The sequence below is a fragment of the Desulfoferula mesophila genome, assembly GCF_037076455.1.
GTDB lineage: Bacteria > Desulfobacterota > Desulfarculia > Desulfarculales > Desulfarculaceae > Desulfoferula > Desulfoferula mesophila.
The window spans coordinates 2,698,721-2,725,577 of the sequence record NZ_AP028679.1; the positions used below are offsets into that span (position 1 = coordinate 2,698,721).

The 26,857-nt window shown below is 62.3% G+C and carries 22 protein-coding genes, 1 pseudogene and 1 riboswitch; of the genes and pseudogenes, 11 read left to right on the plus strand and 12 right to left on the minus strand.

Going from position 1 to position 26,857, the window contains the following annotated elements; all coding sequences use genetic code 11:
* Window positions 1-260: 260 nt before the first annotated feature.
* Window positions 261-1,778 (minus strand): PAS domain S-box protein, encoded by a 1,518-nt coding sequence (locus AACH32_RS12185; RefSeq protein ID WP_338599770.1) that lies wholly within the window; start codon window positions 1,776-1,778, stop codon window positions 261-263.
* Between the two features lie 496 nt (window positions 1,779-2,274).
* Here AACH32_RS12185 and AACH32_RS12190 point away from each other — a divergent pair, with 496 nt between their 5' ends.
* The 9 genes and pseudogenes from AACH32_RS12190 to AACH32_RS12225 all read left to right on the plus strand — a co-directional run bounded on the left by AACH32_RS12190 (window position 2,275) and on the right by AACH32_RS12225 (window position 9,091).
* Window positions 2,275-2,751 (plus strand): HD domain-containing protein, encoded by a 477-nt coding sequence (locus tag AACH32_RS12190; protein ID WP_338599772.1) that lies wholly within the window; start codon window positions 2,275-2,277, stop codon window positions 2,749-2,751.
* A 100-nt stretch (window positions 2,752-2,851) separates the two neighbouring features.
* Window positions 2,852-3,790: a hypothetical protein gene (locus AACH32_RS12195; RefSeq protein ID WP_338599775.1), complete on the plus strand. Its 939-nt coding sequence runs from the start codon at window positions 2,852-2,854 to the stop codon at window positions 3,788-3,790.
* A gap of 93 nt (window positions 3,791-3,883) precedes the next feature.
* Window positions 3,884-4,102, plus strand: coding sequence for a helix-turn-helix transcriptional regulator (locus AACH32_RS20910; RefSeq protein WP_350341518.1), 219 nt, complete (start codon window positions 3,884-3,886; stop codon window positions 4,100-4,102).
* A gap of 8 nt (window positions 4,103-4,110) precedes the next feature.
* A complete protein-coding gene (locus tag AACH32_RS12200; RefSeq protein WP_338599777.1) occupies window positions 4,111-4,986 on the plus strand; it encodes a hypothetical protein in 876 nt (291 codons plus the stop codon).
* On the plus strand, window positions 4,979-6,292 hold the full coding sequence (gene dnaB, locus AACH32_RS12205; RefSeq protein WP_338599780.1) for a replicative DNA helicase: 1,314 nt from the start codon (window positions 4,979-4,981) through the stop codon (window positions 6,290-6,292). Before AACH32_RS12200 ends, dnaB begins: the two co-directional genes overlap by 8 nt.
* Window positions 6,285-6,440 carry a hypothetical protein gene (locus AACH32_RS12210; RefSeq protein WP_338599782.1) on the plus strand — a complete coding sequence of 52 codons (156 nt, stop codon included), beginning with the start codon at window positions 6,285-6,287 and terminating at the stop codon, window positions 6,438-6,440. The genes dnaB and AACH32_RS12210 overlap by 8 nt, the downstream gene beginning before the upstream one ends.
* 111 nt (window positions 6,441-6,551) lie before the next feature.
* The gene (locus AACH32_RS12215) at window positions 6,552-7,085 is read left to right on the plus strand and encodes a terminase small subunit (RefSeq protein ID WP_338599784.1); all 534 of its coding nucleotides are present in this window, start codon (window positions 6,552-6,554) and stop codon (window positions 7,083-7,085) included.
* A 255-nt stretch (window positions 7,086-7,340) separates the two neighbouring features.
* Window positions 7,341-7,844: pseudogene (locus AACH32_RS12220) on the plus strand (pyridoxamine 5'-phosphate oxidase family protein).
* 172 nt (window positions 7,845-8,016) lie between these two features.
* Window positions 8,017-8,212, minus strand: a riboswitch (cobalamin riboswitch).
* A gap of 135 nt (window positions 8,213-8,347) precedes the next feature.
* Window positions 8,348-9,091 (plus strand): SDR family NAD(P)-dependent oxidoreductase, encoded by a 744-nt coding sequence (locus AACH32_RS12225; RefSeq protein WP_338599786.1) that lies wholly within the window; start codon window positions 8,348-8,350, stop codon window positions 9,089-9,091.
* Between the two features lie 163 nt (window positions 9,092-9,254).
* On the opposite strand, the gene AACH32_RS12230 is transcribed toward AACH32_RS12225, so the two are convergent.
* From AACH32_RS12230 to glgA, 8 genes are all read right to left on the minus strand, one after another.
* Window positions 9,255-10,439, minus strand: coding sequence for a THUMP domain-containing class I SAM-dependent RNA methyltransferase (locus AACH32_RS12230; protein WP_338599789.1), 1,185 nt, complete (start codon window positions 10,437-10,439; stop codon window positions 9,255-9,257).
* Between the two features lie 193 nt (window positions 10,440-10,632).
* Window positions 10,633-11,799 carry a radical SAM protein gene (locus AACH32_RS12235; RefSeq protein WP_338599791.1) on the minus strand — a complete coding sequence of 389 codons (1,167 nt, stop codon included), beginning with the start codon at window positions 11,797-11,799 and terminating at the stop codon, window positions 10,633-10,635.
* Between the two features lie 249 nt (window positions 11,800-12,048).
* On the minus strand, window positions 12,049-12,471 hold the full coding sequence (locus AACH32_RS12240; RefSeq protein WP_338599793.1) for a nuclear transport factor 2 family protein: 423 nt from the start codon (window positions 12,469-12,471) through the stop codon (window positions 12,049-12,051).
* Between the two features lie 8 nt (window positions 12,472-12,479).
* Window positions 12,480-12,890, minus strand: a complete 411-nt coding sequence (locus AACH32_RS12245; protein ID WP_338599796.1) for a nuclear transport factor 2 family protein — start codon at window positions 12,888-12,890, stop codon at window positions 12,480-12,482.
* Between the two features lie 103 nt (window positions 12,891-12,993).
* On the minus strand, window positions 12,994-14,133 hold the full coding sequence (locus AACH32_RS12250; RefSeq protein ID WP_338599798.1) for a (Fe-S)-binding protein: 1,140 nt from the start codon (window positions 14,131-14,133) through the stop codon (window positions 12,994-12,996).
* A gap of 155 nt (window positions 14,134-14,288) precedes the next feature.
* Complete coding sequence (locus tag AACH32_RS12255; RefSeq protein WP_338599801.1) at window positions 14,289-14,825, minus strand: hypothetical protein; 537 nt, start codon at window positions 14,823-14,825, stop codon at window positions 14,289-14,291.
* Between the two features lie 15 nt (window positions 14,826-14,840).
* Window positions 14,841-17,174 carry a GAF domain-containing protein gene (locus AACH32_RS12260; RefSeq protein ID WP_338599804.1) on the minus strand — a complete coding sequence of 778 codons (2,334 nt, stop codon included), beginning with the start codon at window positions 17,172-17,174 and terminating at the stop codon, window positions 14,841-14,843.
* A gap of 3 nt (window positions 17,175-17,177) precedes the next feature.
* Window positions 17,178-18,644, minus strand: a complete 1,467-nt coding sequence (gene glgA, locus AACH32_RS12265) for a glycogen synthase GlgA (protein ID WP_338599806.1) — start codon at window positions 18,642-18,644, stop codon at window positions 17,178-17,180.
* A gap of 120 nt (window positions 18,645-18,764) precedes the next feature.
* Here glgA and AACH32_RS12270 point away from each other — a divergent pair, with 120 nt between their 5' ends.
* Both AACH32_RS12270 and AACH32_RS12275 read left to right on the plus strand, forming a co-directional pair.
* A complete protein-coding gene (locus AACH32_RS12270) occupies window positions 18,765-20,228 on the plus strand; it encodes a sensor histidine kinase (protein ID WP_338599808.1) in 1,464 nt (487 codons plus the stop codon).
* Window positions 20,225-20,602 (plus strand): response regulator, encoded by a 378-nt coding sequence (locus tag AACH32_RS12275; protein WP_338599810.1) that lies wholly within the window; start codon window positions 20,225-20,227, stop codon window positions 20,600-20,602. The genes AACH32_RS12270 and AACH32_RS12275 overlap by 4 nt, the downstream gene beginning before the upstream one ends.
* A 467-nt stretch (window positions 20,603-21,069) precedes the next feature.
* On the opposite strand, the gene AACH32_RS12280 is transcribed toward AACH32_RS12275, so the two are convergent.
* From AACH32_RS12280 to mfd, 3 genes are read right to left on the minus strand one after another with little or no spacing between them, the layout of a single operon-like run.
* Complete coding sequence (locus AACH32_RS12280; RefSeq protein ID WP_338599813.1) at window positions 21,070-22,059, minus strand: SurA N-terminal domain-containing protein; 990 nt, start codon at window positions 22,057-22,059, stop codon at window positions 21,070-21,072.
* The gene (locus AACH32_RS12285) at window positions 22,059-23,045 is read right to left on the minus strand and encodes a peptidylprolyl isomerase (protein ID WP_338599816.1); all 987 of its coding nucleotides are present in this window, start codon (window positions 23,043-23,045) and stop codon (window positions 22,059-22,061) included. Before AACH32_RS12285 ends, AACH32_RS12280 begins: the two co-directional genes overlap by 1 nt.
* Before the next feature lie 10 nt (window positions 23,046-23,055).
* The gene (gene mfd / locus AACH32_RS12290; protein WP_338599818.1) at window positions 23,056-26,517 is read right to left on the minus strand and encodes a transcription-repair coupling factor; all 3,462 of its coding nucleotides are present in this window, start codon (window positions 26,515-26,517) and stop codon (window positions 23,056-23,058) included.
* Between the last annotated feature and the right edge of the window lie 340 nt (window positions 26,518-26,857).

Sequence of the window (26,857 nt, forward strand, 5' to 3'; positions counted from 1 at the left end):
ATCCTGGCCATGGGTCCTCCTTTCCTTGTAGGTGTGAAGGGGACCGTACAAAACACTCGAAGCGTCGAACTAGTTGCCCAGTGAAAGATCACTTCTCAATGCTCGGTAGGCTTGCCTTGGCGAGGTTGGCCGAAGCTTGACCACAGGCGGCAAGTGGGAGCAAGCGGTGCCCGCTTTGTCTCTATTAAATTATCCCTTGGATTTCTGGAAACGCACAGATGAGATACAGTTTAAATAATGACTATATTAAATCATCATTATCAAAGCTCGGATAAGCGGGAGCTCAAGCTGACCTTATGTCCTAATATGCCAATTTTACGACGTATATTGTGCCTATAGGTGGCAACCGTGTCGCCTGATACATTCAACACCTCGGCGATCTCCTTGCTCGCCAAACCCTCTCGAATCATCATGGCCACCTGAATCTCTCTAGGCGTGAGGCGGAATTTGGGGGAGTTCAGCCGCTGGGCAAAAGAGGAGGTGATGTGTTTCAGTTGAGATATCAGCAGCCGCACCGCTCTTTGCTGGTTCTGCTCGAGCCCAGATTCCAGCAGCCCCTGCAGGCGGGGAACAAGGAGCCGGTGGGTCTGCTGGGTAATGGCGTTTTCCAGCTCTTCCCTGTCTTCTTCGCCCCGGCGCATCAAGACCCGCAAGGCGGTGTTGGCCTCTTCCAATTCCAGGGTTTTGAATTCCAATTCAGTCTTCTGCTCATGCAACTCCGCCGCCGCCTGTTTGCGCTTTTCCAGCCCATCCCGCAGGGCTTTGTTGGCCTGGGACAGTTCCAGGGTTCTCCTGTGCACCTCAGCTTCCAGGTTGTCGCGCGAGTCGTGCAAGGCCCGCTCATACATCTTGCGCTCGGTGATGTCACGGCCCACTACCCAGACACCGGCAACTTTGCCAAAATCAAATTCCGGCTCCAAGATGAAATAGAAAATCAAGTAGTCGCCAGTGCTGGATAGAATCCTTGCTTCCTCGGCTATACCTCCTTTTCCAGCCAGGGCGTTATGTATTACCTTCTTGGCCATACCCAGGTCGTGGGGGTGAAGCAAGTCCCAAAAATTGCGCCCCAACCAATCATCTCTAGTGAAGCCGGTGATTTTCTCAAAAGCCGGGTTAAGAGAGGCAATGGCCCCATCAGGCAAAAGGGTAAAGATCGCGTCCGGCATAGTCTCTATAAGGCGGCGATAACGCCCTTGGCTCTGGCTTAGTTGGTTTTCCGCCCGCTTGCGCTCGGTTACATCGACGACGGCCATTCTGATTTGCAGGGGTAGGTCATAATTAACCAGTTTTGGCGCGCTCTCCACCTGGGCGTGGAATAGGGAACCGTCTTGCCGAATCATTTCGATGGCAAGGGTCTGCTTGCCGCTGTCTCCAGTCCTTGACTTCAGGAGATCAAGCAAAGCCTTGTGATAGTCTCGGGCTACGAAAAGATAGAGGCTTCGCCCCACCAGGTTGCCGCGCGGCAGGGCCAGCATGTTGGCTATGGTCAGGTTGGCTTGAAGGATTATTCCCCTGGCATCAGTGCTAAGGTAGCCCACCGGGGCCTGATCATAAAGATCGAAATATTGGTCCCGCGAATCCTCAAGCTCATTTTGGGTGCGGCGTAACTCCTCGTTCTGGATCTCCAGCTCTATCTGATGGACTCGTAGCTCCTGAAGGATAGAGGGAAAGTTTTCCGATCTCAGTTCGGAGTCGTCAGAAGGGCTTACTTGCAAGCGCTCCTTAGCGATCCGACGCAATTCTTGCGATTCGGTTGGGTCCCGGGTGGGCTTTTTCATGGTTGACTCCGCACCGTCCCTCTCTTTTGCTAACTATTTACACTATCATTATGCTTGAAGGCCGCCGTCCAGGTCATCGGCGCAAACCGGATACTGCGCTAGGTTCGGTAATTTCGAATGTAAGGAAGGTGTGGCAAGCTACAGGTCGGGTGGCCAACTTAAAGTGCAAGTAATGCTAAGAAAGGTGCACCGCCTGGGTCCCTCTGCTCCGATTACCTTGTAATACCTCCATTAATTTTCAGTCACGTAACTCCTTGTACAGCACCTCCTGTGGTAGGTTTCGCGGGGCTAAATACCAGACCTCTTGGCCGGGCCTAGCTTGTGGTGAACCCCATATAGGTTAAGTCCAGTTAATAGCGCCTGCGGCCTCCTCCTTCTACCTGGCACTTTACCCTCTTAAAGAGGCAACCTAGCAAGTGGATATCTTGATTGATGGCCCCATTAGGGCGCATCTTAAAAAACGGTAACAACGATCACCCGAGGAGAAAAATAGCTAATGACCCATAAGGACACACAGAGTGATCATCAACCAGCCCTCCTGGAGCGGGCCCTTGAGATCGCCGTCCAAGCCCACCTGGGCCAACGCGACAAGGCCGGCGCGCCATACCTGTTTCATCCGGTGAAGCTCGCGTTACAGGCTGAATCGGAAGAGGCCATGATCGTGGCCCTGCTCCATGACGTGGTTGAGGACGCTGATGAGGAGTGGAGCTTTGAGGACCTTAGGGAAGAGGGCTTTACTCCAACGGTCGTGGAGGCCCTGAGGTGCCTCACCAAGGCGGATGACGAACACGGAACCGACGCTGGCTATGCAAAGTTCATCCAGCGGATCAAAGGCAACAAGCTGGCCCGGCGGGTCAAGCTGCTCGACCTGGCGGACAACATGAATTTGCTCAGGCTTGAGACCCTGAGCGAGAAGGACTTGTCGCGTCAGGCCAAATATCATCGAGCCTGGCAGGAGCTTCAAGGGGATTAACCACTAACAGCGCGGCTAGGCGTAGCTGGCCGAAAACCGGGCTCCCGCGCCCGGCCGCCGCGCTCACTCTACAACCGCGGGCACCTTGCGGGAGGTGATCATGGCCAAAGGAAAAAGATCGGGATTTGTGCGCGGGGCCCATCAAGATGAGGAAGAGCGCATCAAGGCGACCTTGGACTGCTTCGAGGCAAGAGGGATTACCCTGGCACCCGATACGGAAAATAAATTTATAATCTGCCTTGAAAGATATTTTTGGGAACGTCATTTTGAGGGCGATCGCCCAAGTCTGGACCAGGTCAAAAAGCAACTCCGTAGGGCGCGCAAAGCCGCTGTTGAATTTCGGGAAGCGCTTGACGGCCTGGATCAGTGGACGTTTTCCGCAGTCAAACGGTTGCAGGTGGTAGACACCTCTGATCGCGACCGCAAGGGGCAAACGATCATAGAAAATCTGGTGTCGCGAGGTGGCCTGAAGAGGGGCCGCCCTGGCAAAAAACCCACCGGCGTTTACCGCCACACGACCGAGGACGAGTGTAGCCAGCTATCCAGCAGGCACCCAGGGCTGATCAAAAAGGACGGGCGGATACACTTGGAGGCCGCGGCCAAGTCACATGAAATGCACCCCCGAGAATTCCTTGCCCTGCTGTTAGAGACCCGCCCCCTGGAAGGTGGGCCGATGCTTCTTTGGGGTGAGGAAGATTTTAGGATTATCTCCCAGCTCCTGGGGAGACACCATGCAGATGTTTGGGCTACAGCAACGTCCATTGCCCTTGAGCAACTACCTGCACGGGGTAAGACCCGCAGGCCGAGGACCGAGAGGAACTTAATTTTATGTATTGCTGATGCTTGGTTTGCCTCCAAGGGGACAAAGCCGACAGCGGCGCATGAAGCCCCCCACGGGCCCTTTACCTCGCTTTGCCAAAACGTCTTTTTGGTTGTTGGCGCGAGTCCAATTCAAAGTGATACCGCCTTAGCACTATCCATTAGCCGAGCCCTAAAAGATTGGGCCCCACCTTCAGGCCACCAAACAGGATCACATTAGGCGCGCCTAACCGGTGTAATAAGATCCTACCTAGCAGCACCTACCGACCTGTAGCGTTACCTCCAGGTGATCAAATTTTTCTGGGAGTACGTTATGTCGCAGTTCAGCCGGCTTTTAACCACCAAGGCCCTCGCGGATCGCTGGGGCGTCAGCAACCGAAGCTTAGAGGGGCGGCGGCTCCGTGGTGAAGGCCCTCCTTTCGTTAAAATTGGGGCTTCCGTCCGGTATCGCCTAGAAGACGTTGAGGCGTGGTTGGTAGCTCAGACCCGGCAGAGCACCTCGGACCAGGGGCCCGACCAGGACGCCGCGTAGGCCGCCCCATGGGTAATAGCGATATTCGCCTGCAGCTCAGCTTCCGGCACCACCCCAAGATCAAGAAGCTGGAGCGCCGCCTGGGCAAGCCCGCCGTCCTTGGCTTGGTCTACCTGTTTATGCACACCGCGGAGAACAAACCAGACGGCCAGCTCACCGGCATGAGTGCCGAGGACGTGGCGCTCGCCGCCGATTGGGAACGCGAGCCCGAGGAGTTTATGGGAGCCCTGGTCGAGCTGCGGATCCTGGAGGGAGAGCCCGGTAATTATTCCATCCACGATTGGGCGGAGCATCAACCCTGGGTCGCCGGGGCGCCCGAGCGGTCTGCTAAGGCCAAAAAGGCGGCCCAGGTACGCTGGGACAAGTCCAAAGAGACCCCGCCCGATGCTCGGAGCATGCTACCAGCATGCGGCGAGCATGCTAACAAGATGCGGGTAGCATCGTTTAGCAATGCCCCATCTCCATCTCCATCTCCATCTCCATCTCCATCTCCAACTCCCTCCCAACAATATAAGTCAGGTTTGCTTGATGAGGAGTTCAAGCAGTTCTGGAAAGCCTGCCCCCATGAGATGCGCCGATCTGCCTCCAAGGCAAAAGCCAAAGAGTCCTACGTCAAGGCCCGCACCGGGAAGCTGAAGGAACAAAAGGGTCAACCAGCTACCCATCAGGCCATCGCGGACGGCCTCGGCAAGGCCAAGGCCCTATGGGCCATGCGTGGATCCGTTGATGAGTTCATTCCCAACCCGCCTATGGCCACCACCTGGTTAAACCGGCTCGGGTGGGAGGACGATTATCGGCTCAAGGAGCCCCCGCCGCCGGAGGTTTTAGCGAAAGCCAAGGACAACCCCTACCTAGCCTTGGCCGCGGGGGGCGGCGATGAGTAGGGCAAGCCAGCCGCCTCAAGATCTGGCCGCGGAGCGGGGCGTCCTGGGCGGGATTCTGATCCACGGCGATGAGGTCCTGGCCCAGGTGGCCGACCAGCTCAAGCCCGGCGACTTATACGACCGCCGCCATGGCTTCATCTACGAGGCCATGCTGGCACTGTATGAGCGCAACCAGCCGGTGGACGAGATCACCCTCACCTCCCGCTTAGCCGACGAGGGCCGCCTGGAGGCGGTGGGAGGACCGGCCTACCTCGCGGAGCTGGCCGACATCATGCTGGCCCCGGCCCATGTGGAGCACTACGCGGCCCAGGTCCGGGAGAAGGCCGAGGCCCGGGCCTTCATCGCGGCGGCCTACAAGGGCATAGAGCTTGTCCAGAAGGCCAACGGCGACCTGTCGGAGGTCCTGGAGCAGGCCGAGGCGGGGATATTCGCCGCCAACAAGCGCGGATCCGCCGGCGGACCTGCACCCCTCGGCCAGGGGCTCAAGGCCCTTTTGGAGGAGATGGGGACGCGAAAAAAGCCCGGAATCCCAACCGGCTTTCCCTCCCTTGATCGGCTAACCCTGGGCCTGCACCCTGGGGACCTGGCCGTGGTCGCCGGGCGCCCGGGCATGGGCAAAAGCGCCTTTGCCGTCCAGGTAGCCCGCAACATCGCCGCCGACGGCATGCCGGTGGTGGTGTTCAGCCTCGAAATGAGCAGGGAGCAGCTGCAACAGCGGCTTTTGGCCGGCGAGGCTGGTGTGGCTTTCCAGAAAATCCGGGCCCAACAGCTGTATGGGGAGCATTGGTCTTTGATCACCAAGGCGGCCGAGGTCCTGCACGCCTTGCCCCTGCTCATAGACGATTCCCCGGCCTTGAGCGTTCTACAGATCAGGTCCAGGGCCCGCAGGGTGGCCGCTAAGGGCCGGCTGGGCCTGGTGGTGGTGGACTATCTGCAGCTCGCCCGGGCCCCCAAAGCTAAGGAAGCCAAACGCGAGGAGGAAGTGGCCGAGGTGTCCCGTTCCCTCAAGGCCCTGGCCAAGGAGCTTCATTGCCCGGTCATGGCCCTCAGCCAACTCAACCGAAAGGTGGAGGAGCGGAGCGACAAGGATAAGCGACCAAGGCTCAGCGACCTGCGGGAATCGGGGGCCATCGAGCAGGACGCGGACCTCATCGCCTTCATCTACCGGCCCGGGGTTTACACCAAGGACAAGAGCGACCAGTCGGCGGAGATCATCGTGGAGAAGCAGCGGAACGGGCCGACAGACACCGCTCACCTGCTTTTTGAGGGGCCTTACGTCCGCTTTACGGAGGGATCTCATGGATGACAAGCAGGCGCGGTTGAGGGAGCTCCGGGACCAAGCCCGCATGTACTACAGGGCGACCCTCAAGGGTTTATGGAGCCTCGATTTTACCATTACGGAACACTTAGCGTGGATAGAGCAGGAAATGGCCATGGTCGAGGCCAAGGGCTAAGGCTCGCTGTTCCCTCCACATGGTGGGGCCTAGATACATGCCGCCCGTGATCAGCATCGACAGCCGCGAGCGGCGGCAAGAGATTCGCCACCATGGAAAGGAGTGCTTGATTTGTCCCTGACCGCCAAGCAAAAGGTTTTCATCCAGGAGTATCTCCAAGATCTGAACGCCACCCAGGCCGCCATCAGGGCCGGGTACAGCCCTAAAACGGCCAAGGAGATCGGCGCGGAGAACCTAACAAAACCTCACGTCGCGGCGGCGATTAAGAAGGCCGTGGACGAGCGAGCCGAAAAGCTGGAGATCAGCGCGGAGCAGGTGGTGACCGACCTGGCAAAGGTGGCGTTCGCCAAGATGGACGATTACTGCACCTGGGGGCCCGATGGTGTCCGGTTGCATCCCTCCCAGGCCCTGCCCGGGGGCGCCAGCGTCGCGGTGATCAAGGTCAAGGAGCGGCGGGTGGTCACCGGCGGAGAGAACCCCACCGAGACGGTCACCACCGAGTTCCAACTGTGCGACAAGCTCCGGGCATTGGAGCTGTTGGGCAAGCACATTGGCATGTTCAAGGACGGCCCGCCGGTGGTCCAGGTCAGCCTGGCCGAGGTCCTGGACATGCTGGACGGCAATAAAAGCTCTGTGGCCGCCTGAGCGCCTCCAAGCCGGGCTTTTGGGTTATAATGGGGATAGGAACCATGCCGCTATTTTTGGAGCTCGGCCCCGAGGATGAAAGATTTGTAGAGTCTGAGGGCGCCGCTTTCATTTTGACCAAGGACTTGAGAGCGTTCAGGCTGGAGGGGGATAAAAGGTTCCCCACCATGATAATCTGGAGCAAGTCCCCTTGGGCCCATCGACTACGGGTGCGGGACATCAACCCGAACCCGTCTCTCCGCAAGGTAATGTTTCATGCACCGGCAAGAACGTGAAATCACCGACCGCAGCGAAATTGACGCCATCCTTGAACGCGGCGAGGTGTGCCGCATCGCCCTGGCGGACGACAACGTCCCCTACCTCGTGACCATGAACTACGGCTACCGCCACGGGGATCGGGCCGCCCTGTTTTTGCACAGCGCGCCCCAGGGCAAGAAGCTGGACATCATCCGGCGCAACAACCTGGCCTGCTTTTAGGTGAGCCTGGATCACCAAATGATCGAGACCCAGGTACGCTGCAACTGCGGCATGAAATACAAGAGCGTGGTGGGAATGGGCCGCATAAGCCTGCTCACGGACTATGACGAAAAGATAGAGGGGCTCAACTGCCTGGTGCGCCACTACCACGGGCAAGACCGGCCGCGTTACACCCCGGCCTACGTGAACGCCACCGTCGTGCTCCGGTTGGATATAGAGGAGCTGACAGGGAAAAAGTGCGAGGGGCCGTCCCAGCCGGACCCCAATCTTCCGGTGGGGTAAACCGCGTTTAAATTTCTAGGGCAGCTTCTTTTCAACACCGCCAGGGCACAAAACAGGCCGAAATTGATCCCGTTGCTTCCCCCATGCTTCCCCGAAAAAAGCCTACTACTGCAACATGCTTAATTTAAAGTTGTTTTTTTGATGGGATCGGTGATTTACCATCTCCCACGACCGGGGCGTGCATGGCGTGGCCGGTCTTCTGGCTCGTGGATCGCCCTACTCCCCGCACCTTCCCGGCCCGCGCTCCTCCCCGGAGGCCGGCCAGTGGCTCATCGCGGGTTTGGTCCCCACTCACAGCGGCGGGTCCGCGCCGGATTCTCACCGGCTTCCCATGCTCCCGAGGGAGCGCCACACCACATGGCTTGTGCCTGGTGTTTATCATCGCCGGGCGCGGCGGTCAAGGTTTGGCTTACGGTTGCCATTGACCCGGAGCGGCAAAACAGGCTATCCCAAGAACAGGCGAACAAATCCGGCCCGAGAGGACCGCAAGCATGGAGAGGCGCATGGACTTCAACACAGAGGTGGCCCTGGTCACCGGAGCGGGGCGGGGCATCGGCCTGGCCGTGGCCGAAAAGCTGGGCAACCTGGGGGCGGCGGTGGTGCTGGCCGACCAGGACCTGACCGGCGCCGAGGCCGGGGCCCTGGCCATAGAGGGCGCGGGCGGCCGGGCCACGGCTCTGGCCATGGACGTGCGCCGGGCCGAGGACTGGCAAGAGGTGGTGGCCGAGGCGGTGCGCCGCTACGGCCCGCTCAGCGTGCTGGTGAACAACGCGGGCTTCGACCGCCCCGGCGGGGTGGCCAAGCTGGACCGGTGCGATTTCGAGGCGGTGCTGGAGGTGCACCTCACCTCTTGTCTGCTGGGCATGCAGACGGTGCTGCCGGTGTTCGCCCAGGCCGGGCAAGGAGCCATCGTCAACGTGTCCAGCGTGTATGCCAAGATCGGCGGCCAGGGCGAGGCTGCCTACAGCGCGGCCAAGGCGGGCATGGTGGGGCTCACCAAGTCGGCGGCCCGGGAGATGGCCCGCCAGGGGGTGCGGGTCAACTGCGTGTTGCCCGGCCTCACCAACACCCCGGCCATTCGCGCCATGATGTCCGAGAAGATCAAGGCCAAGCTCTTGGCCGAGACCCCGCTGAGGCGTATGGCCCAGCCTGGCGAAATCGCCAACGTCATCGCCTTTTTGGCCTCCAGCGAGGCCAGCTTTGTTACCGGCGCGGCGTGGGAGGTGTCGGGCGGCTGGAACATGTAGCTAGGCGGCTTCGCCAGAAACCAGCATACTGCGTTGCCGACGTCGCGTCTGCCTCGGCGTAGGTTACCTACGCCTGCGGCACCCGCGTCGCCGGGCGCCTTGTCTGCTGGCCCCTGGCTGTGCCGCTACACGCTTTTATTTTGAAAAATTTATCGAAAAAGATTTATTTCTGCGGGACGGTGCCGAAGAGCAGGGTCACGTGCAGGCCGCCGAAGGGCGCGGTGATGGCGGTGGTCTCGCTTAGGCCCAGGGCCTCGGCCCACTCCGGTCGGTAGAGCACCACCCCGCAGCGCCAACCGCCATAGGCCTGGGTCAGGCGCTGCCCGATGCGCCGGGCCAAATCCTGGGCCTGGCGCACGCTGCCCAGGCGCTTGCCATAGGGCGGATTCATGACCAACAGCCCCGGCCCGGCGGGCGGCGCGGCGGTGAAGAAGTCCCCCGCCTCCAAATCGACCCCCTGCCCCACCCCGGCCAGCTCGGCGTTACCCTGGGCCAGGGCCACGGCCTCGCGGTTGCTGTCGCGGCCTAGAATAGGCGCGGCCGGGGCGGCCAGGGCCTGCTCCAGGGTGTGGCGCTTCAGATAATTCCAGGCCGCCTCCCGGTGGCAGGGCCAGGACTCGAAGGCAAAGGAGCGGCCCCGCCCCGGCGGCAGGCCACGGGACAGGGACGCGGCCTCGATGACCAGGGTGCCGCTGCCGCACATGGGGTCCAGCAGGGGCTCTCTGCCGTCGTAGCCGCAGAGCATTAGCAGCGCGGCGGCCAGGTCTTCGCGCAAGGGGGCCAAGCCGCCCTGAGCCCGCCAGCCCCGCTTGTGCAAGTGGGCCCCGCTCATGTCCAGGCTGATGGACGCCCGCCGGTCGTTGCCCCGCACCTGCAGGCGCTGGGCGTTCTCGTCGCCCGGCTCGGAGGGCACCGGGGGAGCCAGGCCTACCTCGCGCAGGCGCTGGGCCGCGGCCCGGCCCACCACCTCGGCGATGCGCCCGGTGTGCTTGAGGTTGCTCCCCTTGAGCGCCACCTGGATGTTGAGCGGCGCGCCGGGGGCCAGGAACACCTCCCAAGGCACCGCCTCGGCCTGGCGCGTCAGGTCTTCCCAGAGCCGCACCCTAAAGTCCTTGAGGCGCAACCACACCCGGCCGGCGGTGCGCAACCACAGATTGGCGGCCACGGCCAGCTCCAGCTTGGCGCTGAAGTTGACCCCGCCGGTCTCGGGCTGCACCTCGCCCGCGCCCAGGGCGGTGAGCTCGGCGGCGCAAAGGGCCTCCAGCCCCGGCGCGGTCACCGCGAAAAAGCGGTGTTCCGGGAACCAGGCCTGGCGTTTGATGCGGCGTTCTAGATTTACGTTTGACATGGCCGAGGTTTACCACGGCATGGGCTTGGCTACCAACCCATTGTGCGGCCTAAGGCAGGCATCCGCCCCGAGGCGGCACAGACTGGAGGGCGTGGACAAGGCGAACGGCGAGGGGGCCCGCAGCCGTAGCGTTACCTACGTCGAGGAGCACCCAAAGCCGTCCAGCAAAACCCCCGGCTTCCAGGCTGCGCCGCTACACCATGGAGTCGGCCAGCTCGTTGAGCACCTCGTCGGCGTTGTGCCCCGAAGCCTCGATGCGGGCCAGGTTGGACTCCAAATCGCTCCTGAGGCCCATACGGTCGATGTCCCGGGGCTCCCGGCAGCGGCCCATGCGGCGGCAGATGCGATACAGCAGGCGCTCATGATCCGGCAGGGCCAGATAATCGTCCAGGATGGCCAGCATCTTGGGCTTGTCCTCGGGCAGCTTGCCGCCTACCGTCTCGATGAGGTTCATCATGTGGTCGCTGGTGATGGTGGAGGTTATGCCCTCCAGGGTGGCGATGAACAGGCGAATCTCCTCGGCCGTCTCGTCGTCGCTTAGCTTGACGAAATCACCGGCCACCAGGTCCTTGTGCAGTTCGATACGCTCGGGCACCCTTAGGGTGCGCAGGCGGATGAAGTCGGGGTTGATCTGGTTGAGCACCTCGGCGGTGGCGACGGCGTGCTCGCGCCACCATTTACGCCCGCCCAGGCCGGGCATCACGTACTCGCTCAGCTCCATGCCCGCGGCCTTGATGTTTTGCCCGCCCTTGATCTGCTTGGCCGCGGTGACCCCCTTGTTCATGAACTTGAGCAGCGGATCGTAGCCGGTCTCCAGGCCGACGTGCACCCGGTCCAACCCGGCCTTGCGCAGCATGGTCAGTTCCTCCACGCTGCGCTGGGCGGCGGTGGAGGAGCGGGCGTAGGTGGTGACCCGCTTGGCCTCGGGCAGCTTTTCCCGCAGATAGCGCAGGGCCTCGGCCAGCACCTCGGGTTTCATCACCAGGTTGTTGGCGTCCTGCAAGAACACGTTGCCCGTGCCGTAGTAGAGCCAGCCGGCCACGTTGCGGAAGGCGTCGCTGACCGTGGGGGTGGAGAACACCCGGTTCACCACCTCGGCGCTGACGTCTCCGCCATGGCCCATGGCCTTGGACAGCGCCAGAATCTCCCGGCGCATCTCGGCCGCCGCGTCGATGTCGGCCTTGATCTCTTCCAGAGAGCGGCGGCTGAAGGTGCGGCGCTTGTACACCGGGCAGAACTTGCACTTGTTCCAGGGGCAGTTGCGGGTGAAGCGCAAGAGCAGGCTCCGGGCCTCGCTGGGCGGGCGGATGGGGCCTTGCTCAAAGGTCAGGGTGGGGTCCAGGGCGGGAAGCGCGGTCACGTTCTCTCCTTGGCTGGGGTCGGCTCGTCGGGTGGTGCGTAACTAGTTAAGTAATTTGTAGGGCCAGACGCCGGCGGTGTCAAGGATGGTGGACGGGTGCGGGGATGGATAACCCCTATTCGTGATAGCGCCGCCTGCTTCGCCCCGAGATTGCTTTGTCGCTGCGCTCCTCGCAACGACAAGGCTTGTATCAAAAACCAACCCCCGAGCCCTTGCAGGTCCGGGGGCGAAAACCGGCTCTCCCCTCCCCTATGGCACGGGCACGCTGGCGTGGGCCAGCCACTGCCAGCCCTGGTCGGTCTTGATGAACACGCTCATGCGCGGGGCGGTCTTGCTCCCCACCCGCCGGCCGTCCTTCATGGTCTCCACCCTGGCCAGGTAGGTGACCACCAACACCGGCCCTTGCCGGGTGGTGCGAAACCCGCTGAGCACGTAGTTGCTGATCACGGCCCGGTCCAGCGCGGCCAGCTCCGTGGCCTTGTCGTGCACCCCGGCGGATTGCACGGACATGAAGGCGGGCGAAACCTCGCCGACCTTTTGTTGCCACTGCCGGCCTGCCGTCGTCGTCCAAAGATCGCGCACCAACTGCTCGCCGCTCACCGGGGGTTCGGCCCAGGCGACCGGGGCCAGCAGCAGGAGCGCGGCGACACACAGGCAGGCAACGCGCGGCATGAGCGGCCTCACTGCACCGGCTCCAGGTTGGCGTGGGCCAGCCACTGCCAGCCCTGCTCGGTGTTGATGAAAACCTCCAGGCGCAGGGCGGGCTTGTCGCCCCGGGCCTGGGCCGCGCCGAAGTGATATGAGACCACTATCACCGGGCCCTGCTCGGTGGCGTGGAAGTCGCTCAGGGTGTAGGCGCCCAGGTTCAGGCCCGCTAGCCGCTTCATCTCGTCCTGTTTGTCGTTGGCGCCGAAGGAGTGCACCGCCTGGAACTCCGGGCTGGTCGTGGCCGCGATCTTGGCCATGTCCTTGGCCGCGATCAGGGCCCACAGGCCGCGCACCAGCGTCTCCCCCTGGCTCTGGGCGGCCCGGGCGGGGCCGGCGGCCAGCAGCAGGATCAGGGCCAGGGCGAAAATTATCATCCTCTTCATGCCGCGCTCCTTGGGTGGTCGCCTTAATTCTACGGCAGATTTCGGAGCAAGCAAAAGCCCCCGGACCGTGACGGTCCGGGGGCGAATGGATTACGGATAACTTTTAGAGCTGCTCGGCGATGATCTCCACCAGGTCCTTGACCTCGATCTTCTCGTCCACGTTCTCGGTCTTGGCGCTGTCGGTGAACATGCTGATGCAATAGGGACAGCAGGTGGCCACCACCTCCGCGCCCTTGGCGTCGGCCTCGCGGATCTTGTGGGTGCTGAAGCGCTGCTCGGGGTCGGCCTCCATCCACAGGCGGCCACCGCCGCCGCCGCAGCACAGGGCCATGCCCTTGTTGCGGTCGAACTCCATGACCTCCGCGCCGGCGGCGCCCAACAGCTCGCGGGGCTCGTCGAACACCTTGCTGTGGCGGCCCAGGTAGCAGGGGTCGTGGTAGATCACCTTCTTGCCGTAGCCGCCCAGGCTCAGCTTGCCCTCGTCCAAGAGCTGCTTGAGCAGTTGGGTGTAGTGCACCACCTCGAACTCGCCGCCGAACTCGGGGTATTCCTGGGTAAAGGTGGTGTAGCAGTGGGGGCTGGTGGTGAGGATCTTCTTGACGCCCTTGTCGTTGAACAGGTTGATGTTCTTCTCGGCCAGGCCCATGAACTGCTCTTCGTCGCCCATCTTGCGCAGGGCCTCGCCGCAGCAGCTTTCCTCGTTGCCGATGATGCCGAAGCTCACGCCCGCGGCGCCCAGCACCTTGACCAAGGATTTGGCGATCTGCTGGGAGCGGGGGTCGTAGGCTGAGGTACAGCACACGCTGAGGAAGTACTCCTGGCTGCCGTCGAAGCGGGGGATATCCAGGCCCTCGGTCCACTTTTCGCGCTTGTCGCGCTCCTCGGACCAGGGATTGCCCTTGGAGTGGATGGAGCCCATGATGGAGCTAAGGCTCTTGGGGGCCGCGCCGCTCTCGGCGATCATGGCCCGCATGGCCCGGATCACGTCGATGATCTTCACCTCGCGGGGACAGTTTTCCACGCACAGCTTGCAGGTGGTGCAGGCGTAGAGGATATCGTCGGACTCGAAGCCCTCCAGGCCCAACTGGCCCATCTTGATGAGCTGGCGGGTGCGGAAGGGGCTGTCCACCGCGGGCCAGGGGCAGAGCCCGGAGCACAGACCGCACTGCATGCACTGGTACAGGGTATCGCCGCCCATCAGGGCGATGGCCTCACTAACCTCCAGAAACGGCGTGGCGGGCATTCCGTGATTCTCCTTATTGTCCAAAAATCAGCAGAAGCGCCCTCCACCATGGCTGGGCGCTGGTCATGCGGGTGCTCATGATGAATAGCACCATCATTATTTAGTGTCAAGAAAATGGAACGGGGAATTTTCGATGGTTTCGCTGGGCTATGCGCTCAGTCCAGGGCGGCCTTGAAGGCGGCCAGGGCTTGGGGTATCACCGAGCGCACCACCGCCTCGGGCTCCAGGTTCATGCGCCGCTCAACCTGCTGGTAGGAGGGATAGTCCTGGGTCAGCTTCAGGGGCGATCTTCCGGCCACGGCCTTGAGCTGGTGGTAATCCCGGGCCATTTCCATGATGCTCGTCCCGCGCACCGGGCCGGGGTCCAGCCAGCCCAGGCGCGCCATCACCTCGAAGCGCACCTGATCGGCCAGAAACAAAAACACGTCCAGGGCTTCCAGCTTGGTCCTGGCCTCCAGGTCGGGATAGCGCTCGCCGGGGCCCAGTCCGCGCACCCCCAGCACCACGTCGTACAGGGCCAGGGTGCCCTCCTGCCCCAGCTCGGCCAGCTTGCACAAAACATCGTCGGGCAGCTCGGAAAGGGCGGCATCGGAGCGGGGACGATATCCCAGGCGGCGTTGCCAAGGACCAAAGGCAGCCCTGGCCGCCTTGTCGCGCCTCGCCTGCTCCAGGCTCACCAACTGTCCGCTCATTGTGCTCCTCGGCGCCTACTTGAGGTAGGCCCGCCCCTCTTCGGCCGCGGGCAGGGTCACCAGGAAGGAGGCTCCCTCGCTGCCCCGGTTGTGCACCTCCACCTGGCCGAAGTGGCGGGTGACGATCTTGTGCACGATGGACAGGCCCAGGCCCGATCCGGCGTCCTTGGTGGTGAAGAAGGGGTTGAAGATGTTGTGCACCACCTCCATGGGAATGCCGCCGCCGGTGTCGCTCACCTCCCCGGCCACGAACTGCTTGCCCTCGCGCATCACGCTGAAGCTGCGCAGGGTCAGGCGCCCGTGGTCCGGCCCCATGGCCTGTACCGCGTTGAGGATGAGGTTCAAAAACACGTGCTTTATCTGGCGGTCGTCGCAGTAAACCGGCGGCAGGCCCTGGCCCAGCTCCAGCTTCACCTCGATGTTGTTTTCCGCCAGCTCGCGTTCCAGCAACTCCAGGGACTGCTCGATGATGCTGTTGAGATCGTGCTCCTCGAAGTGGCCGCGGGCGTCCGAGGAAAAATCCAACATCTCGTTGAGGGTGCGCTCCAGGCGCGAGACCTCCTCGATGATCACGTCCAGGTAGGCGGTTATAGGCGAGTCGTCGCCCACCTTCTTGCGAATGCGCCGGGTAAAGCCGCCGATGGATACCAACGGGTTTCTTATCTCGTGGGCCACCCCGGCGGCGATCTCGCCCAAGGCGGCCAGCTTGTCCGCCTCCAAAAGGCGGTTGCGCATCTGGGCCAGCTCCTTGTTGGCGCTCTCCAGTTTGTGGTAGAGCCGCGCGGTCTCCAGGGCCAGACCGGCCAGGCTGGCCAGCATGCCCAAAAGCTTGAGGTCGCGCTCTCCAAAGGAGCGGCCACTAATGCGGTTGTTCACCAGGATGGCGCCCACCACCTTGCCCTTGGCGAACATGGGCACGGCCACGAAGGGCTCGCGCAGGTGGAGCACCTCGACCATTTCGGGATCGATCCGGGGGTCGTTTTGGGGATCGTCCACCATCACGCTGGCCCCTTTGTTGATATAAAGGGCGGTCTTGCTGTCCTGCGGGTCGAAGGGCACTTCCAGGTTGGCCAAGCGCAAATCGGTAAGCAAGGGACGATGGGGTCGCTGGTCCCGCAGGTCGCTCAGGCTTTGGGTCAGCTCCATGCGCACTTGATTGTCCGGGTCCTTGCTCATGTTGGCCACGGGGCGCATCACCCCCTTGGCTTCGTCGAGCAAGAACAGCACCACCAGGTCGTGATCCAGGCCGGCGGGATGGGTCAAGGCATCCATGACGATGAGCAGGGTGGCTTCAAAGTCCATGGTGGTCATGAGCACGGTGCTGATCTCGTACAAGGTGGCCAGGGCGCCCACCATCTCCTCGTTGCGCTGGACCAACACCTCCATGCGCTGAAAGATAAGGGCGTTCTCCAGGGCCGAGGAGATCATGGAGGCCATGGTGACCAGCAGGTTGAAGTCCTCCGCGTTGAAACGCGGCACCGCATCCTTGTCCAGCACCATTTTCTCGAACACGCATAAATGGCCGTCGTAGTTGCCCTTGAAGCTCAGGGGAACGCACAAGCCCCTGGCCCGTTCGTCGCCCTCCACTGGAACTCCGTCCCGAGTGGCGCAGTAGCGACAGTCGCCCAGGCAGTCGGCTATATCGGAGCACTCCGGGGGCACCTTGCCGAAAAGGGCCTGCAGCCGCGGAGGATCGTTGGTGGGCGCGTTGATGCACACCTTGCCCCCCTTGGCCCCCAACAACTTGGCCACCATGCCCGCCACGGTGTCCAGAAGCTGGTCCAGATCTATGGTGGAAACCGCCGCCCGGCCCAATTCGCTGATCACGTTAAGCTCGGTGATGCGCCGCTTGGCGTCGAAATAAAGGCGGTGATTGCGGATGGTGCCGGCCATCTCCCGGGAAACCATCTGCAACAGGAGCACCTCCTCGTTGTCCATCTCCCTGCCCGGCTCGAACACCAGCAGCAGAACCGCGTAGACTCGGTTGTCGTCCATCACGGGGAACATGGCCGCCAGCTCGTCTTGGCGGCACAGGGAGTCGATGGCCCGGTCGTCGGCGGGCAGCGATACGCGCACCAGTTGGGGCTCACGGTCCCGGGCCGCCCGGCCCACCGGGCCCTGGCCAAAGGGCACCTCCAGGGCCTTGCCCTCCTTGGCCTGGCGGGGCCAGACGTTGGATTGGGTCAGTTGGCTTTTGGCGGCCTCTTGCAAAAACAACACGGCCAGTCGCGACCCAAGGTGCTTGTTGATGGTGCCCAGAATGCTGTCCAGGCGCTCATGCGCCTCCACCGAGGCGTTGGCGATCTCCACCACGTGGGCCAGGACGTCGAATCTACGCTCGTGGTCCATGGTTCAGGCCCTCTGCCTCTGGCCCGCCAACTCCAGGGCCTTGCGGTATATCTCTTCGTAACGGGGCGCCACCGCCTGCCAGGAGAAGTCCTGGGCCATGGCCCGCTGCATCAGCCCCCGCCATTCCTGGGGCCTGTCGTAGGCCTGCTTGGCTCTGTCCAGGGTCTGAAGCATCGCCTCCATGGTGAAGGGCTCGAACTTGAACCCGGTGCCTTCCACGCCCGGCCGCTGGTCCACGACGGTGTCGGCCAGGCCCCCGGTGTCGCGCACCACCGGCACCACGCCGTAGCGCAGGGCCTGCATCTGATGGATGCCGCAGGGTTCGTAGCGGCTGGGCACCAGGAGCATGTCCACCCCGGCCATGATGCGGTGGGCCAGGTCTATGTCGAAGCCGATGGTCAACCCCAAACGGCCGGGATGACGCGCGGCCAGCTCGCCCAAAGCCACATGGTAGTGGTCCTCGCCGTAGCCCATGACCACCAGGTTGAGCCCCACCTCGAAAAACCGCTCCATGCCCGCGGTGATAAGGTCCAAGCCCTTGCGGTCTTCCAGGCGGCCCACCACGGCCACCAGGGGACGGCCTCCGCCGTCTTCCAACCCGTAGTGCCCCATCAACTCCTGGCGGCAACGGGCCTTGGGAGAGGGATCGTGGCGGTCGTAATTGGCGGCCAGGCGATAGTCGTCGGCCGGATTCCAGACTTGGTAGTCTATGCCGTTGACGACGGCGGCCAAGCGGTCGCGCCGGGCCATGAGCACGCCTTCCATGCCGCGGCCCAGCTCCGGAGTGAGGATTTCTTGGGCATAGGTGTGGGACACCGTGGAGATCATGTCCGCGAACACCAGGCCGCCCTTCAGGAAATTGATCTGTCCGTAAAATTCCAGGGCCTCGGGGACGAAGTATTCCCACCCCAGACCGGTGAGCGGCATGTCGTAATGCCAAAACTGGCCCTGATTGCCCAGATTGTGCACGGTCATCAAAGAGGCCGCGTCTTTCAGGCAAGGATCTCCGGCGTAAAGGGTTCTGAGGTATACCGGCACCAAGCCCGTGGTCCAATCGTTGGCGTGGAACACGTCCACCCGCCAGTCCATGGTCCGGGCCAGCTCCAGGCAGGCGCGGCTGTAGAATATGAAACGTTCGGCGTTGTCTTCGTAATCGCCGTAGGCGTTGCCGTAGAGCCCCTCGCGGTCGAACAAATGCTCGTGACCGATGAGGTACACCTCTACCCCCGATGGCTCCTGGTGCCGGTAGACCTCGGCCAAGTGGCGCTTCCAGGAAACCGGAACCTCCAACACCGTGTCGAGGCGCTCCAGGCCCTGTTCCATCTCCTGGCTCAAACGCGGTTTGGGGGTGACCACCCCCACCTTGTGACCCAGGGCGGCCAAGGCGCGGGGCAGGTCGTAGGCGACCTCGGCAAGGCCCCCCACCCGCTTGAAGGGCCAAACTTCCGGTGCCAGAAACAGAACATGCATTACCAATCTCTCCGGTTGATAGCTAAAATATATCATGACCCGCTTCACGACAAAACAACAGCAAATCATGCTTTGCCGCGTTGACACTTTGAACGTGGCGGCGATAAGGTGAGCCCACTTATGCGCGCGCAAGATTTTTCCAGAATATGGCTCTGGCTTATCGCTGCCGTGGGCCTTGTATGCCTAACCTGGGCCTCGTTGGGCGGCTACCTGGACTACGTAGCCTGGCAACGCTCTCCCCAGGACCTGGAGTGGCGTCGCTGGCTGGCCTGGTCCCTGTTTTTAAGGGGAATGGGCCTTGCCGCGGTTTTGGCCGCCCTGGCTGGATGGTTTCTGCTGCGCCGCCGCATAGACCGTCAAATAGACACCCTGGTGGAGGCCTGCCACGCCATGGCCTTGGGCGAAGCCTCCCCCCTGCCCGACTCTCCCCAACGCTTGCAAGACATGGGACGCCTTTCCCTGGCCATCCAGGTAATGCACGAAGCCCTTTTGGATTACCTGAATCTGTACCGGCGATTTTTCGACGCGGCCCCGGACATGTTTCTCTCCCTGGCCCCGGCCGGCCAGCGCATCCTGGACGCCAACACCGCCTTTTGCCGCACCTTGGGCCTTTTAAAGGACGAGGTGCTGGGCCAGCCGGTAAATCGTTTCGTAAAGCTGGACAAGGGCTGGGAACGGGCGCTGAGCGAAGGCGGCGAACTGATCACCGGCTCCATTCACGGACCCAGCGGTATCATCAGGGTGGAGGCCAGCATATCTCTGGAGGGTGCCTCTGGAGGGCAGCCCTGGGTTCTGGGCACCATCTTGCGCGACGTGACCCTGCGCGACGCCCTGTACAGCGAGCTATTGCAAAAATCCACGGCACTGGAAAAGGCCTTGGAGGAGATAAAAAGCGTGGAAGAGCTAAAAGACGAATTCCTGACCACCCTGAGTCATGAGCTAAAGACCCCCTTGGTCTCTTTAAAGGGTTTTTTGCAGCTGCTGCGTCAAGGCAAGGCCTCCGAGGATCAGGGTCAAAAGTACCTGGAAATATGCTGGCGCAACCTCAATAAGTTGGAAACTCAGATCAACAATCTTTTGGACCTGGCCCGGCTCAGCCACTCCAAGGAGCAATACTCCTTGGAGCCGGTGGACCTGGCCGCCCTGCTGCGCACCTCCGCCGAAAACCTGCAGGCCGCCGCCGCCGAACGCAAGGTGGCCATCGACGTCTCCCATGTGCCCGAGGAGCCACTCAAGGTGCGTGGGCATCATGGCAAGCTGGTGCAGCTGGTGGACAACCTGGTGCTCAACGCCGTCAAGTACAACAACGAAAACGGCGAGGTGCACCTGGACCTACAACAACAAGGCCAAGAGGTGATGCTCAAGGTGGCCGACTCGGGGGTGGGCATCGACCGCGAGCACATGGCGGTGATTTTCAACCGCTTCTACCGGGCCGACCTGAGCGGCACCGGCCGCCTGGAGGGCCTGGGAATCGGTTTGAGCTTGGTTCAAGAGATCGTAAAGCTGCACAATGGAGACATAAGGGTGGAAAGTGAGCCTGGCCAGGGCACCACCTTCACCGTCACCTTGGAGGCAGCCTCTTGACGCAGCCGCTGATACTACTTGTTGAAGACGACGAAGACATAGCCGCCCTGTACGGGGATGTGCTCACGGGCGAGGGCATGGAGCTGGTGCTATGCCGCAGCCGGGAGCAGGCCCGCAACTGGCTGCACAGAACCCAGCGCCGTCCCGACCTGGTGGTTTTGGACGTGCGCCTACCCGATGGCAACGGCTTGGACCTGTGTTGCGAATTGGGCAATATGGGTTTGGGGCAACCCCACCAGCCGGTTCTGATCCTCAGCGCCCACGGCGACCCGCGAATGCCGATATTGTGCAAACAGGCCGGTGCTTCCGAATTTATGGACAAAATGGAAGGTCTGGACAAACTGCTGCATAATGTCCACAAATTGCTGCCTTAACTTACTGATACCACCCATCGGAAATATTTAGGGTTTAAATTACCGATTTTAATCGATTGCTGGGTTTAAGTCATTTTTGCCCGACTTTAATCGGGCGTTAACGCCCTTTTTCAACAATATACCACCGCAATTTGCTTCCCGGAAAAATGATGAAAAATTGAAAGCCGGCGTGGACACGCCCTTGGCACCGAGGGGAAACCTCTTGCAACGCCCCGAAATATCTTAATATGTCATATTTGGCATAAGTAATAAAAAAGGAGCGCGCCCTCGTTTTGCATCCTCCCTGCCTGCCCCTCTAGGGAGAATGTTCAACTCAGGCGCGCGCCATGCTGGTGGTTATCTGCAAAACGCGGGCCAACCACCAATCACTTTCAAAAATATAGCTGTGGCCGCCCCGTATAAACCAAGCCTCCAGCCTTGGCGGAGGCTTGTGGCCATAGCGGCTCCTGCGGGAAATGAGGTCCCGGCTAGTCAATGATCTTGACGTAATTGTCCGAGCGCAGCTTTTTCATCCAGTCCTTGAATATCTTTTCCATCTTTTGTTGGGCAAGCTTGGAGCGTATCTGCTCATTTACCTGGGCCAGACCCAGATCCTTGCTGCCACTGCGATCGATCAGCTTCATGATCACGAAGCCCTGGGGGATCTGGAGCACTTCGCTCACTTGGTCGGGCTTGAGCTCACCCAAAGCCTGGCGCATGCTGGGCAACAGGTCGCTGGCCTTGACCGGCCCCAAGCGCCCGCCTTTCTCAGCTCCCGGCCCCTGGGAATACTGCTGGGCCAGCTTGCCGAAGTCTTCGCCGGCCTTGATCTTTTGTAAAATATTTTCCGCCTGCTGGCGCACGGCGTTTTCAGCGGTCAACCCGGCTTGGGGGTCCACCTTCAAGAAGATGGCCATGATGTTGACCTCGTCCATGTTTTGGTACTGCGCGTAATTCTTTTTGTAGTACTCCTCGACCTCGGCATCGGTGACCACCACCTGCTTTTGGACTTCTTGGTTTATCAGGCGCTGCTTGAGGATATCTTGGCGCAGATCGTCGCGGTATTCCTGCAGGGTCATTCCCTGGCGGCTCAGGCTGGCCACGAAGTCCTCTTCGGTGAGGTTGTTGTTTCGTTTGATGCTGTCGATGTAGTGGTTCAACTCCTCGTCGCTGACCGACAGGCCGAGCCTCTTCACCTCTTTGGCGAAGATCTTTTCATCGATCATGCGCTCCAGGGCCATCCGCCGGATTTGGGCCGGAGGCACGCCGCCGGCTTGCTGCATGGCTTCCATGCGGGCCAGGTCCATTTTCAGACGGCGTATAGCCCGGTTGAGTTCCATGGAGGTGACGACTTCGTCGTCAACGATGGCCACCACCCGGTTGACAACCACTTCCTCGGCCGCATGGGCCGAGCCCAGCCCCATGGGAAAAGCCAAAAAACCTGCCATGAGGAAGCAGCACAGGAAACGTCGCGGCATCATTTACTCCTTGCAGAGGCCACCTGGCCCTTATCCAAAAACTGTTGGTCATAGATTATAACCGATTTGGCCTTTAGCTCCTCTAGCAAGGAAACGGCCAGCGCCTCCTGCTTTTGAGCGACCAGTTTTTTCTGTATCTCCGGCGCGGCCTGGGCCAAGCTGAGGGAGCTGGCCGGACGCTTGGCCGTCACCCGCAGCACATGGAAACCATAAGGACTGGGCAGAGGCCCGGCCAGCTGGCCCGCTTTCAGGGCGAAGACCTTGGCTTCCAGGCCCGGCGGCATGTGGCCCCGGCTCAGCCAGGTGGGCTGCCCTCCCCCGGCCAGGGGAGCGCCCATCTGCTCCGCGGCCTGGCTCATGTCTTTACCCTCCTGCACCTGATCCACCAGCTTCTGGGCCATACCCTTGTTGGGCAGCAGGGCGTGCTGGGCCAAAATCTGCTCCGGCCGATAAAACTCTTCGCGGTGGCCCTGGTAATAGTCGGTAATCATTTTGGGCGTCACCCGTATCTGGGGACGCAGGATGAGGCGCAGGGCCTTTTCCATCAACAGTTGGTCGGCCAGCTCCCTTTGCCATTGCTCTTGGCTGATGCCGTGCACGGCCAAATTGTGCTTGAAGACATCGGGCGCCAACTTGCTGAAAAGCTGCTCCTGGCGCTTGGCCAACTCCTCGGGCTGCAAAACTATGCCTTGGCGCGCGGCTTCGGCCAACAGCAGCATGCGGGTCACCAAGCCATCCAGCACCGCCCGTCTCAACTCCGGCTCCAACAGGGCGGGATCTCCCCCCAGCCCCATGAAGGCGGCCCGGCATTGGAATGCCGCCAGAGTCACCGGCTTGCCGTTCACCTTGGCCACCGAGGGCGGCCCCTGTTTCTCACCAGAAGCGCAAGCCACCAAGGACGCGGCCAGCAAGATGGCCAGCGCCCAATAGAGCCCCCTGGGGACTCTATGGGAGGACACCTGCTGAGATGTTACTAATACCGCCATGTTATCGGCTCTAGTTACCACCGCGACTGATGTATTGCAAGAATTGCTTGGCTTGCTCCAAGGGGGGGCGCTCGGTCGTCAAGCGCAGCTTCACCCGGCCGTCGGGAAACACCCGCACCTTTTCCGGCTGCTCCTGGGCCATGGCCAATAGCCGGTCCAGGTTCAAGCCCTCGGTATGGGTGAAATAGGCCATCAAACCGTCGCTGGACAGGTCCAGCCGGTCTGATTGCATATGGCGCAACAAAACCTTGAGCTCCACCCCGCCCAAAAGGTTGTCCGCCGCCGCCGGGGGGGCGCCGAAGCGGTCGTTCATCTCCGAGGCCACCTGTTCCAGCTGCTCGGCGTTGCGCACCCCGCTCAAACGCCGGTACAGACTCAGGCGCACCTCCGCATCGGGCACGTAGCTCTCGGGCAGGTGGGCGGGCAGGCCCAGCTTGAGCTCGGGCTCCGGCCCTTCCGGCGGGGCCTCGCCCTTGAGCCGGGCAATGGCCTCTTCCAGCATGCGCAAATAAAGCTCGTAGCCCACCTCGGCGGCCACCCCGCTCTGGGCCTCGCCCAGCATGTTGCCCGCCCCGCGAATCTGCAAATCGTGCATGGCGATGGAAAAGCCCGCCCCCAGTTGGGTGAAGTCCATGAGCGCCTTGAGGCGCTTGGCCGCCTGGCGGCTTAGGCTGGCCTCCGAGCGCACGAACAAATAGGCGTAGGCCCGGCGCTCGGAGCGCCCCACCCGGCCCCGCAACTGGTAAATCTGGCTCAGGCCGAACTTGTCGGCGTTGTTGATGATGATGGTGTTGGCACTGGGGATGTCCAGGCCCGACTCGATGATGGTGGTGCACACCAACACGTCCAGCTCGCGGCGCACGAAACTGAGCATGACCCGCTCCAGCTCCTTTTCGGGAAGCTGGCCGTGGGCCACGGCCACCCGCACTCCGGGCACCAGGCGCCCCACCATGGCCGCCATCTTGCCGATGTCCTGCACCCGGTTGTGCACGAAAAACACCTGGCCCTCGCGGGCCAGCTCGCGCTCGATGGCCTGGGCCACGGCCTTGGGGCTAAAGGAAGCCACGTAGGTCTTGATGGCCCGGCGGTCGGCGGGGGGGGTATTGATGACGCTCAGATCCCTGAGGCCCGACAGGCTCATCTGCAGGGTGCGGGGAATGGGGGTGGCGGTGAGGGTGAGCACGTCCACCAGGCGGCGCATCTTTTTGAGGCGCTCCTTGTCCTTGACCCCGAAGCGCTGTTCCTCGTCCACCACCATGAGGCCCAGATCCTTGAACTCCACGTCCTTTTGCAAGATGCGGTGGGTGCCGACCACGATGTCCACCGCGCCCGCCTTGAGCCCGGCCAAGACCTCCCGCTGCTGGGCCGGGGTCTTGAAACGGCTCAGGGAGGCCACCTCCAGGGGCTGATCCACCAGGCGCTCCACGAAGGTCTGGTAGTGCTGCTCGGCCAGCACCGTAGTGGGCACCAAAAATGCCACCTGGCGTCCCTGCATGGCCACCAGGTAGGCGGCGCGCAGGGCCACCTCGGTCTTGCCGAAGCCCACGTCGCCGCACACCAGGCGGTCCATGGGCTTGGGGGCCGAAAGATCGGCCAGGACGTCCTGGATGGCCCGGGCCTGGTCCGGGGTCTCCTCCCAGGGGAAGCCGGCCTCGAACTCCCGGAAGGCGCTGTCCGGCGGGGTGAAGGACTTGCCCTTGGCCACCGAGCGGGCGGCGTAGAGCTCCACCAGGTCGTGGGCGATGAGCTCCACCGCCTTTTTGGCCCGGCCCCTCACCCGCTCCCAGGCGCGGCCGCCCAACTGGTCCAGCTTGGGCTTGGCTCCCTCGGGGCCCCGGTATTTGCTGATGAGCCCCATGCGGTCGGCGGGCAGATACAGCTTGTCGCCCCCGGCAAAGGTCAGGTGCAAAAAGTCGCTCTCCGCCGCGCCCACGGCCACGGTGGTCAGGCCCTCGTAGCGGGCCACCCCGTGGTCGATGTGCACCACCAGGTCGCCGGGCTCCATGTCGTCCAGGGCGGCCAGCATCTCGCTGAGCCGGGGCGGGGCCTTGTGGCGCACCACCCGGGGCGCGCCGAACACCTCGTCCTCGGTGATGAAGCACACCGGCAGCTCGGCCGGAGCCAGCCCGGCGGTGAGCACCCCCTCCATGAGGAATAGAGGCGTCTCGTCGGTGGGAGGCGGCCAGGTCTCGGCGGCCGTGCCCACCACCCGAACCAGAACCTCGCGCTCGCTGAGTAGCTCGGCCAGGCGCTCCACCTGAGAGCGGGAGCGGCACACCAGGGTCACGCTGCGGCCTTGTTCCCGCCGGGCCTCCGCCCAGGCCAGGAAGCGGGTGATCACCGACCCTTCGCCGCCGCGCTTGAGCTCCTGGTGCAGGCCGGGGAAGGTCTCGGCCTTCAGGCGCACCAGGGGAGCTTCGCCCGGCTCGTCCAGACCCATGGCCAGGGCCCGGCACAGAAGGTGGGGCCGCTCCTTCAGGCGCTGGGCCATCTGACCGGGAGTGCGCCGCAGCAAGGGCGGGGCCAGCACCACCCGGCCGTCTTCCCGCGCCTCGCCGAACTGAACCTCCATCTCCTCGGCGTCGGCCTTCAGGCGGTTGTCCACCTCGGCGGGTTCCAAGACGTAGAGCCAGGCCTCTTCGGACAGATAGCTGAAGATGTCCCCGGCGTTTTTGAAAAACACCGGCAGCAGCGACTCCAGTCCGCTGAAGGGGGCGCGCAGCTCGATCTTTTCCACCAGCTCGGCCAGGCGGCGGGTGGAGAGCCCCTCCTCCCGGGCCAGCTTGCGCAGGCGCTCCACCGCCCGCTTGGCCGCCTCCGGCGACAGCTCCACCGGCAGGCAGGGAATCAAGCCGGCCTCTCGCAGGGGAAGCTGGGAGCGCTGGTCGCTGGGATCGAAGCGCCTGAGGCTCTCGATCTCGTCGCCGAAAAACTCCACCCGCACCGGATCGTCCAACAGGGGGCCGAAGAAATCCACCACCGAGCCGCGCACCGCGAAGTCGCCCACCTGCTCCACCAGGCCCACCGGGGTGTAGCCCCCTTGGGCCAGAGCGGCCACCAGGGCGTCGCGCTCCAGGCGTTGCCCCTTGCTCAATTCCAAGAAATTATCAAGCAGGTGCTCGGGCGGGCACAGGCGCGAGGCGGCGGCCACCGCCGAGGTGACCACCAGCAGGGGCTCTTCGGCGGCGATGAGCTCCCACATTACGGACAGGCGCCGGGCGGTTACCTCCGGCGGGGGGTCCAGCTCTTGGTAGGGACTTACCTCATAGGCCGGGAACAGGCGCACCGGCGATCCGTCCCGGCCCTGACCGGCCAGAAAAAATTCCAGATCGCGCACCAGGGTCTCGGCCATGGACAAGGTGGGGCAAACCACCAGGGTGGTGCGGGGGGCGCTGTTGAACAAGCGAGCCAAGGCAAAGGCCCGGCCAGCGCCCTCCAGGCCGCCCAACAGGGCCGCGCCTGATTCGCGCAACAGACGACTAGCCTCGTCCAGGCGTTCTCCGGCCGGCCAGTATCGCCGCGACCCATTTTTCTGATCAGCGTTCATTCCCAGCGTAATTTTCACCCTGTGAATTTATCCCCACGCAGCCTTCGCCGTCCCCTTACGTCGCCCCCATAAATTGCTTCAACTAACTACTTTAATTTTAACCATATTGGCAACCCGGCTTGAAAACTGGCATAAATAGGCCAATTCCAAGCGTATGCCTACATATTTTTACCACAAAATAGTCACAACTTAATCACAGCAAGGGCTAACTCGTTGTTTCCGTTGGCTCAAAGATAACCGAGCCTGGGCCGTGCGGCAAGCGTCC

What these genes read in the sequence shown, in the direction of transcription:
- AACH32_RS12185 (WP_338599770.1), bottom strand. Translation starts at nt 1,778, where the DNA reads ATGAAAAAGCCCACCCGGGACCCAACCGAATCGCAAGAATTGCGTCGG.
- AACH32_RS12190 (WP_338599772.1), top strand. Translation starts at nt 2,275, where the DNA reads ATGACCCATAAGGACACACAGAGTGATCATCAACCAGCCCTCCTGGAG.
- AACH32_RS12195 (WP_338599775.1), top strand. Translation starts at nt 2,852, where the DNA reads ATGGCCAAAGGAAAAAGATCGGGATTTGTGCGCGGGGCCCATCAAGAT.
- AACH32_RS20910 (WP_350341518.1), top strand. Translation starts at nt 3,884, where the DNA reads ATGTCGCAGTTCAGCCGGCTTTTAACCACCAAGGCCCTCGCGGATCGC.
- AACH32_RS12200 (WP_338599777.1), top strand. Translation starts at nt 4,111, where the DNA reads ATGGGTAATAGCGATATTCGCCTGCAGCTCAGCTTCCGGCACCACCCC.
- dnaB (WP_338599780.1), top strand. Translation starts at nt 4,979, where the DNA reads ATGAGTAGGGCAAGCCAGCCGCCTCAAGATCTGGCCGCGGAGCGGGGC.
- AACH32_RS12210 (WP_338599782.1), top strand. Translation starts at nt 6,285, where the DNA reads ATGGATGACAAGCAGGCGCGGTTGAGGGAGCTCCGGGACCAAGCCCGC.
- AACH32_RS12225 (WP_338599786.1), top strand. Translation starts at nt 8,348, where the DNA reads ATGGACTTCAACACAGAGGTGGCCCTGGTCACCGGAGCGGGGCGGGGC.
- AACH32_RS12230 (WP_338599789.1), bottom strand. Translation starts at nt 10,439, where the DNA reads ATGTCAAACGTAAATCTAGAACGCCGCATCAAACGCCAGGCCTGGTTC.
- AACH32_RS12240 (WP_338599793.1), bottom strand. Translation starts at nt 12,471, where the DNA reads ATGCCGCGCGTTGCCTGCCTGTGTGTCGCCGCGCTCCTGCTGCTGGCC.
- AACH32_RS12245 (WP_338599796.1), bottom strand. Translation starts at nt 12,890, where the DNA reads ATGAAGAGGATGATAATTTTCGCCCTGGCCCTGATCCTGCTGCTGGCC.
- AACH32_RS12250 (WP_338599798.1), bottom strand. Translation starts at nt 14,133, where the DNA reads ATGCCCGCCACGCCGTTTCTGGAGGTTAGTGAGGCCATCGCCCTGATG.
- AACH32_RS12255 (WP_338599801.1), bottom strand. Translation starts at nt 14,825, where the DNA reads ATGAGCGGACAGTTGGTGAGCCTGGAGCAGGCGAGGCGCGACAAGGCG.
- AACH32_RS12260 (WP_338599804.1), bottom strand. Translation starts at nt 17,174, where the DNA reads ATGGACCACGAGCGTAGATTCGACGTCCTGGCCCACGTGGTGGAGATC.
- glgA (WP_338599806.1), bottom strand. Translation starts at nt 18,644, where the DNA reads ATGCATGTTCTGTTTCTGGCACCGGAAGTTTGGCCCTTCAAGCGGGTG.
- AACH32_RS12270 (WP_338599808.1), top strand. Translation starts at nt 18,765, where the DNA reads ATGCGCGCGCAAGATTTTTCCAGAATATGGCTCTGGCTTATCGCTGCC.
- AACH32_RS12280 (WP_338599813.1), bottom strand. Translation starts at nt 22,059, where the DNA reads ATGCCGCGACGTTTCCTGTGCTGCTTCCTCATGGCAGGTTTTTTGGCT.
- AACH32_RS12285 (WP_338599816.1), bottom strand. Translation starts at nt 23,045, where the DNA reads ATGGCGGTATTAGTAACATCTCAGCAGGTGTCCTCCCATAGAGTCCCC.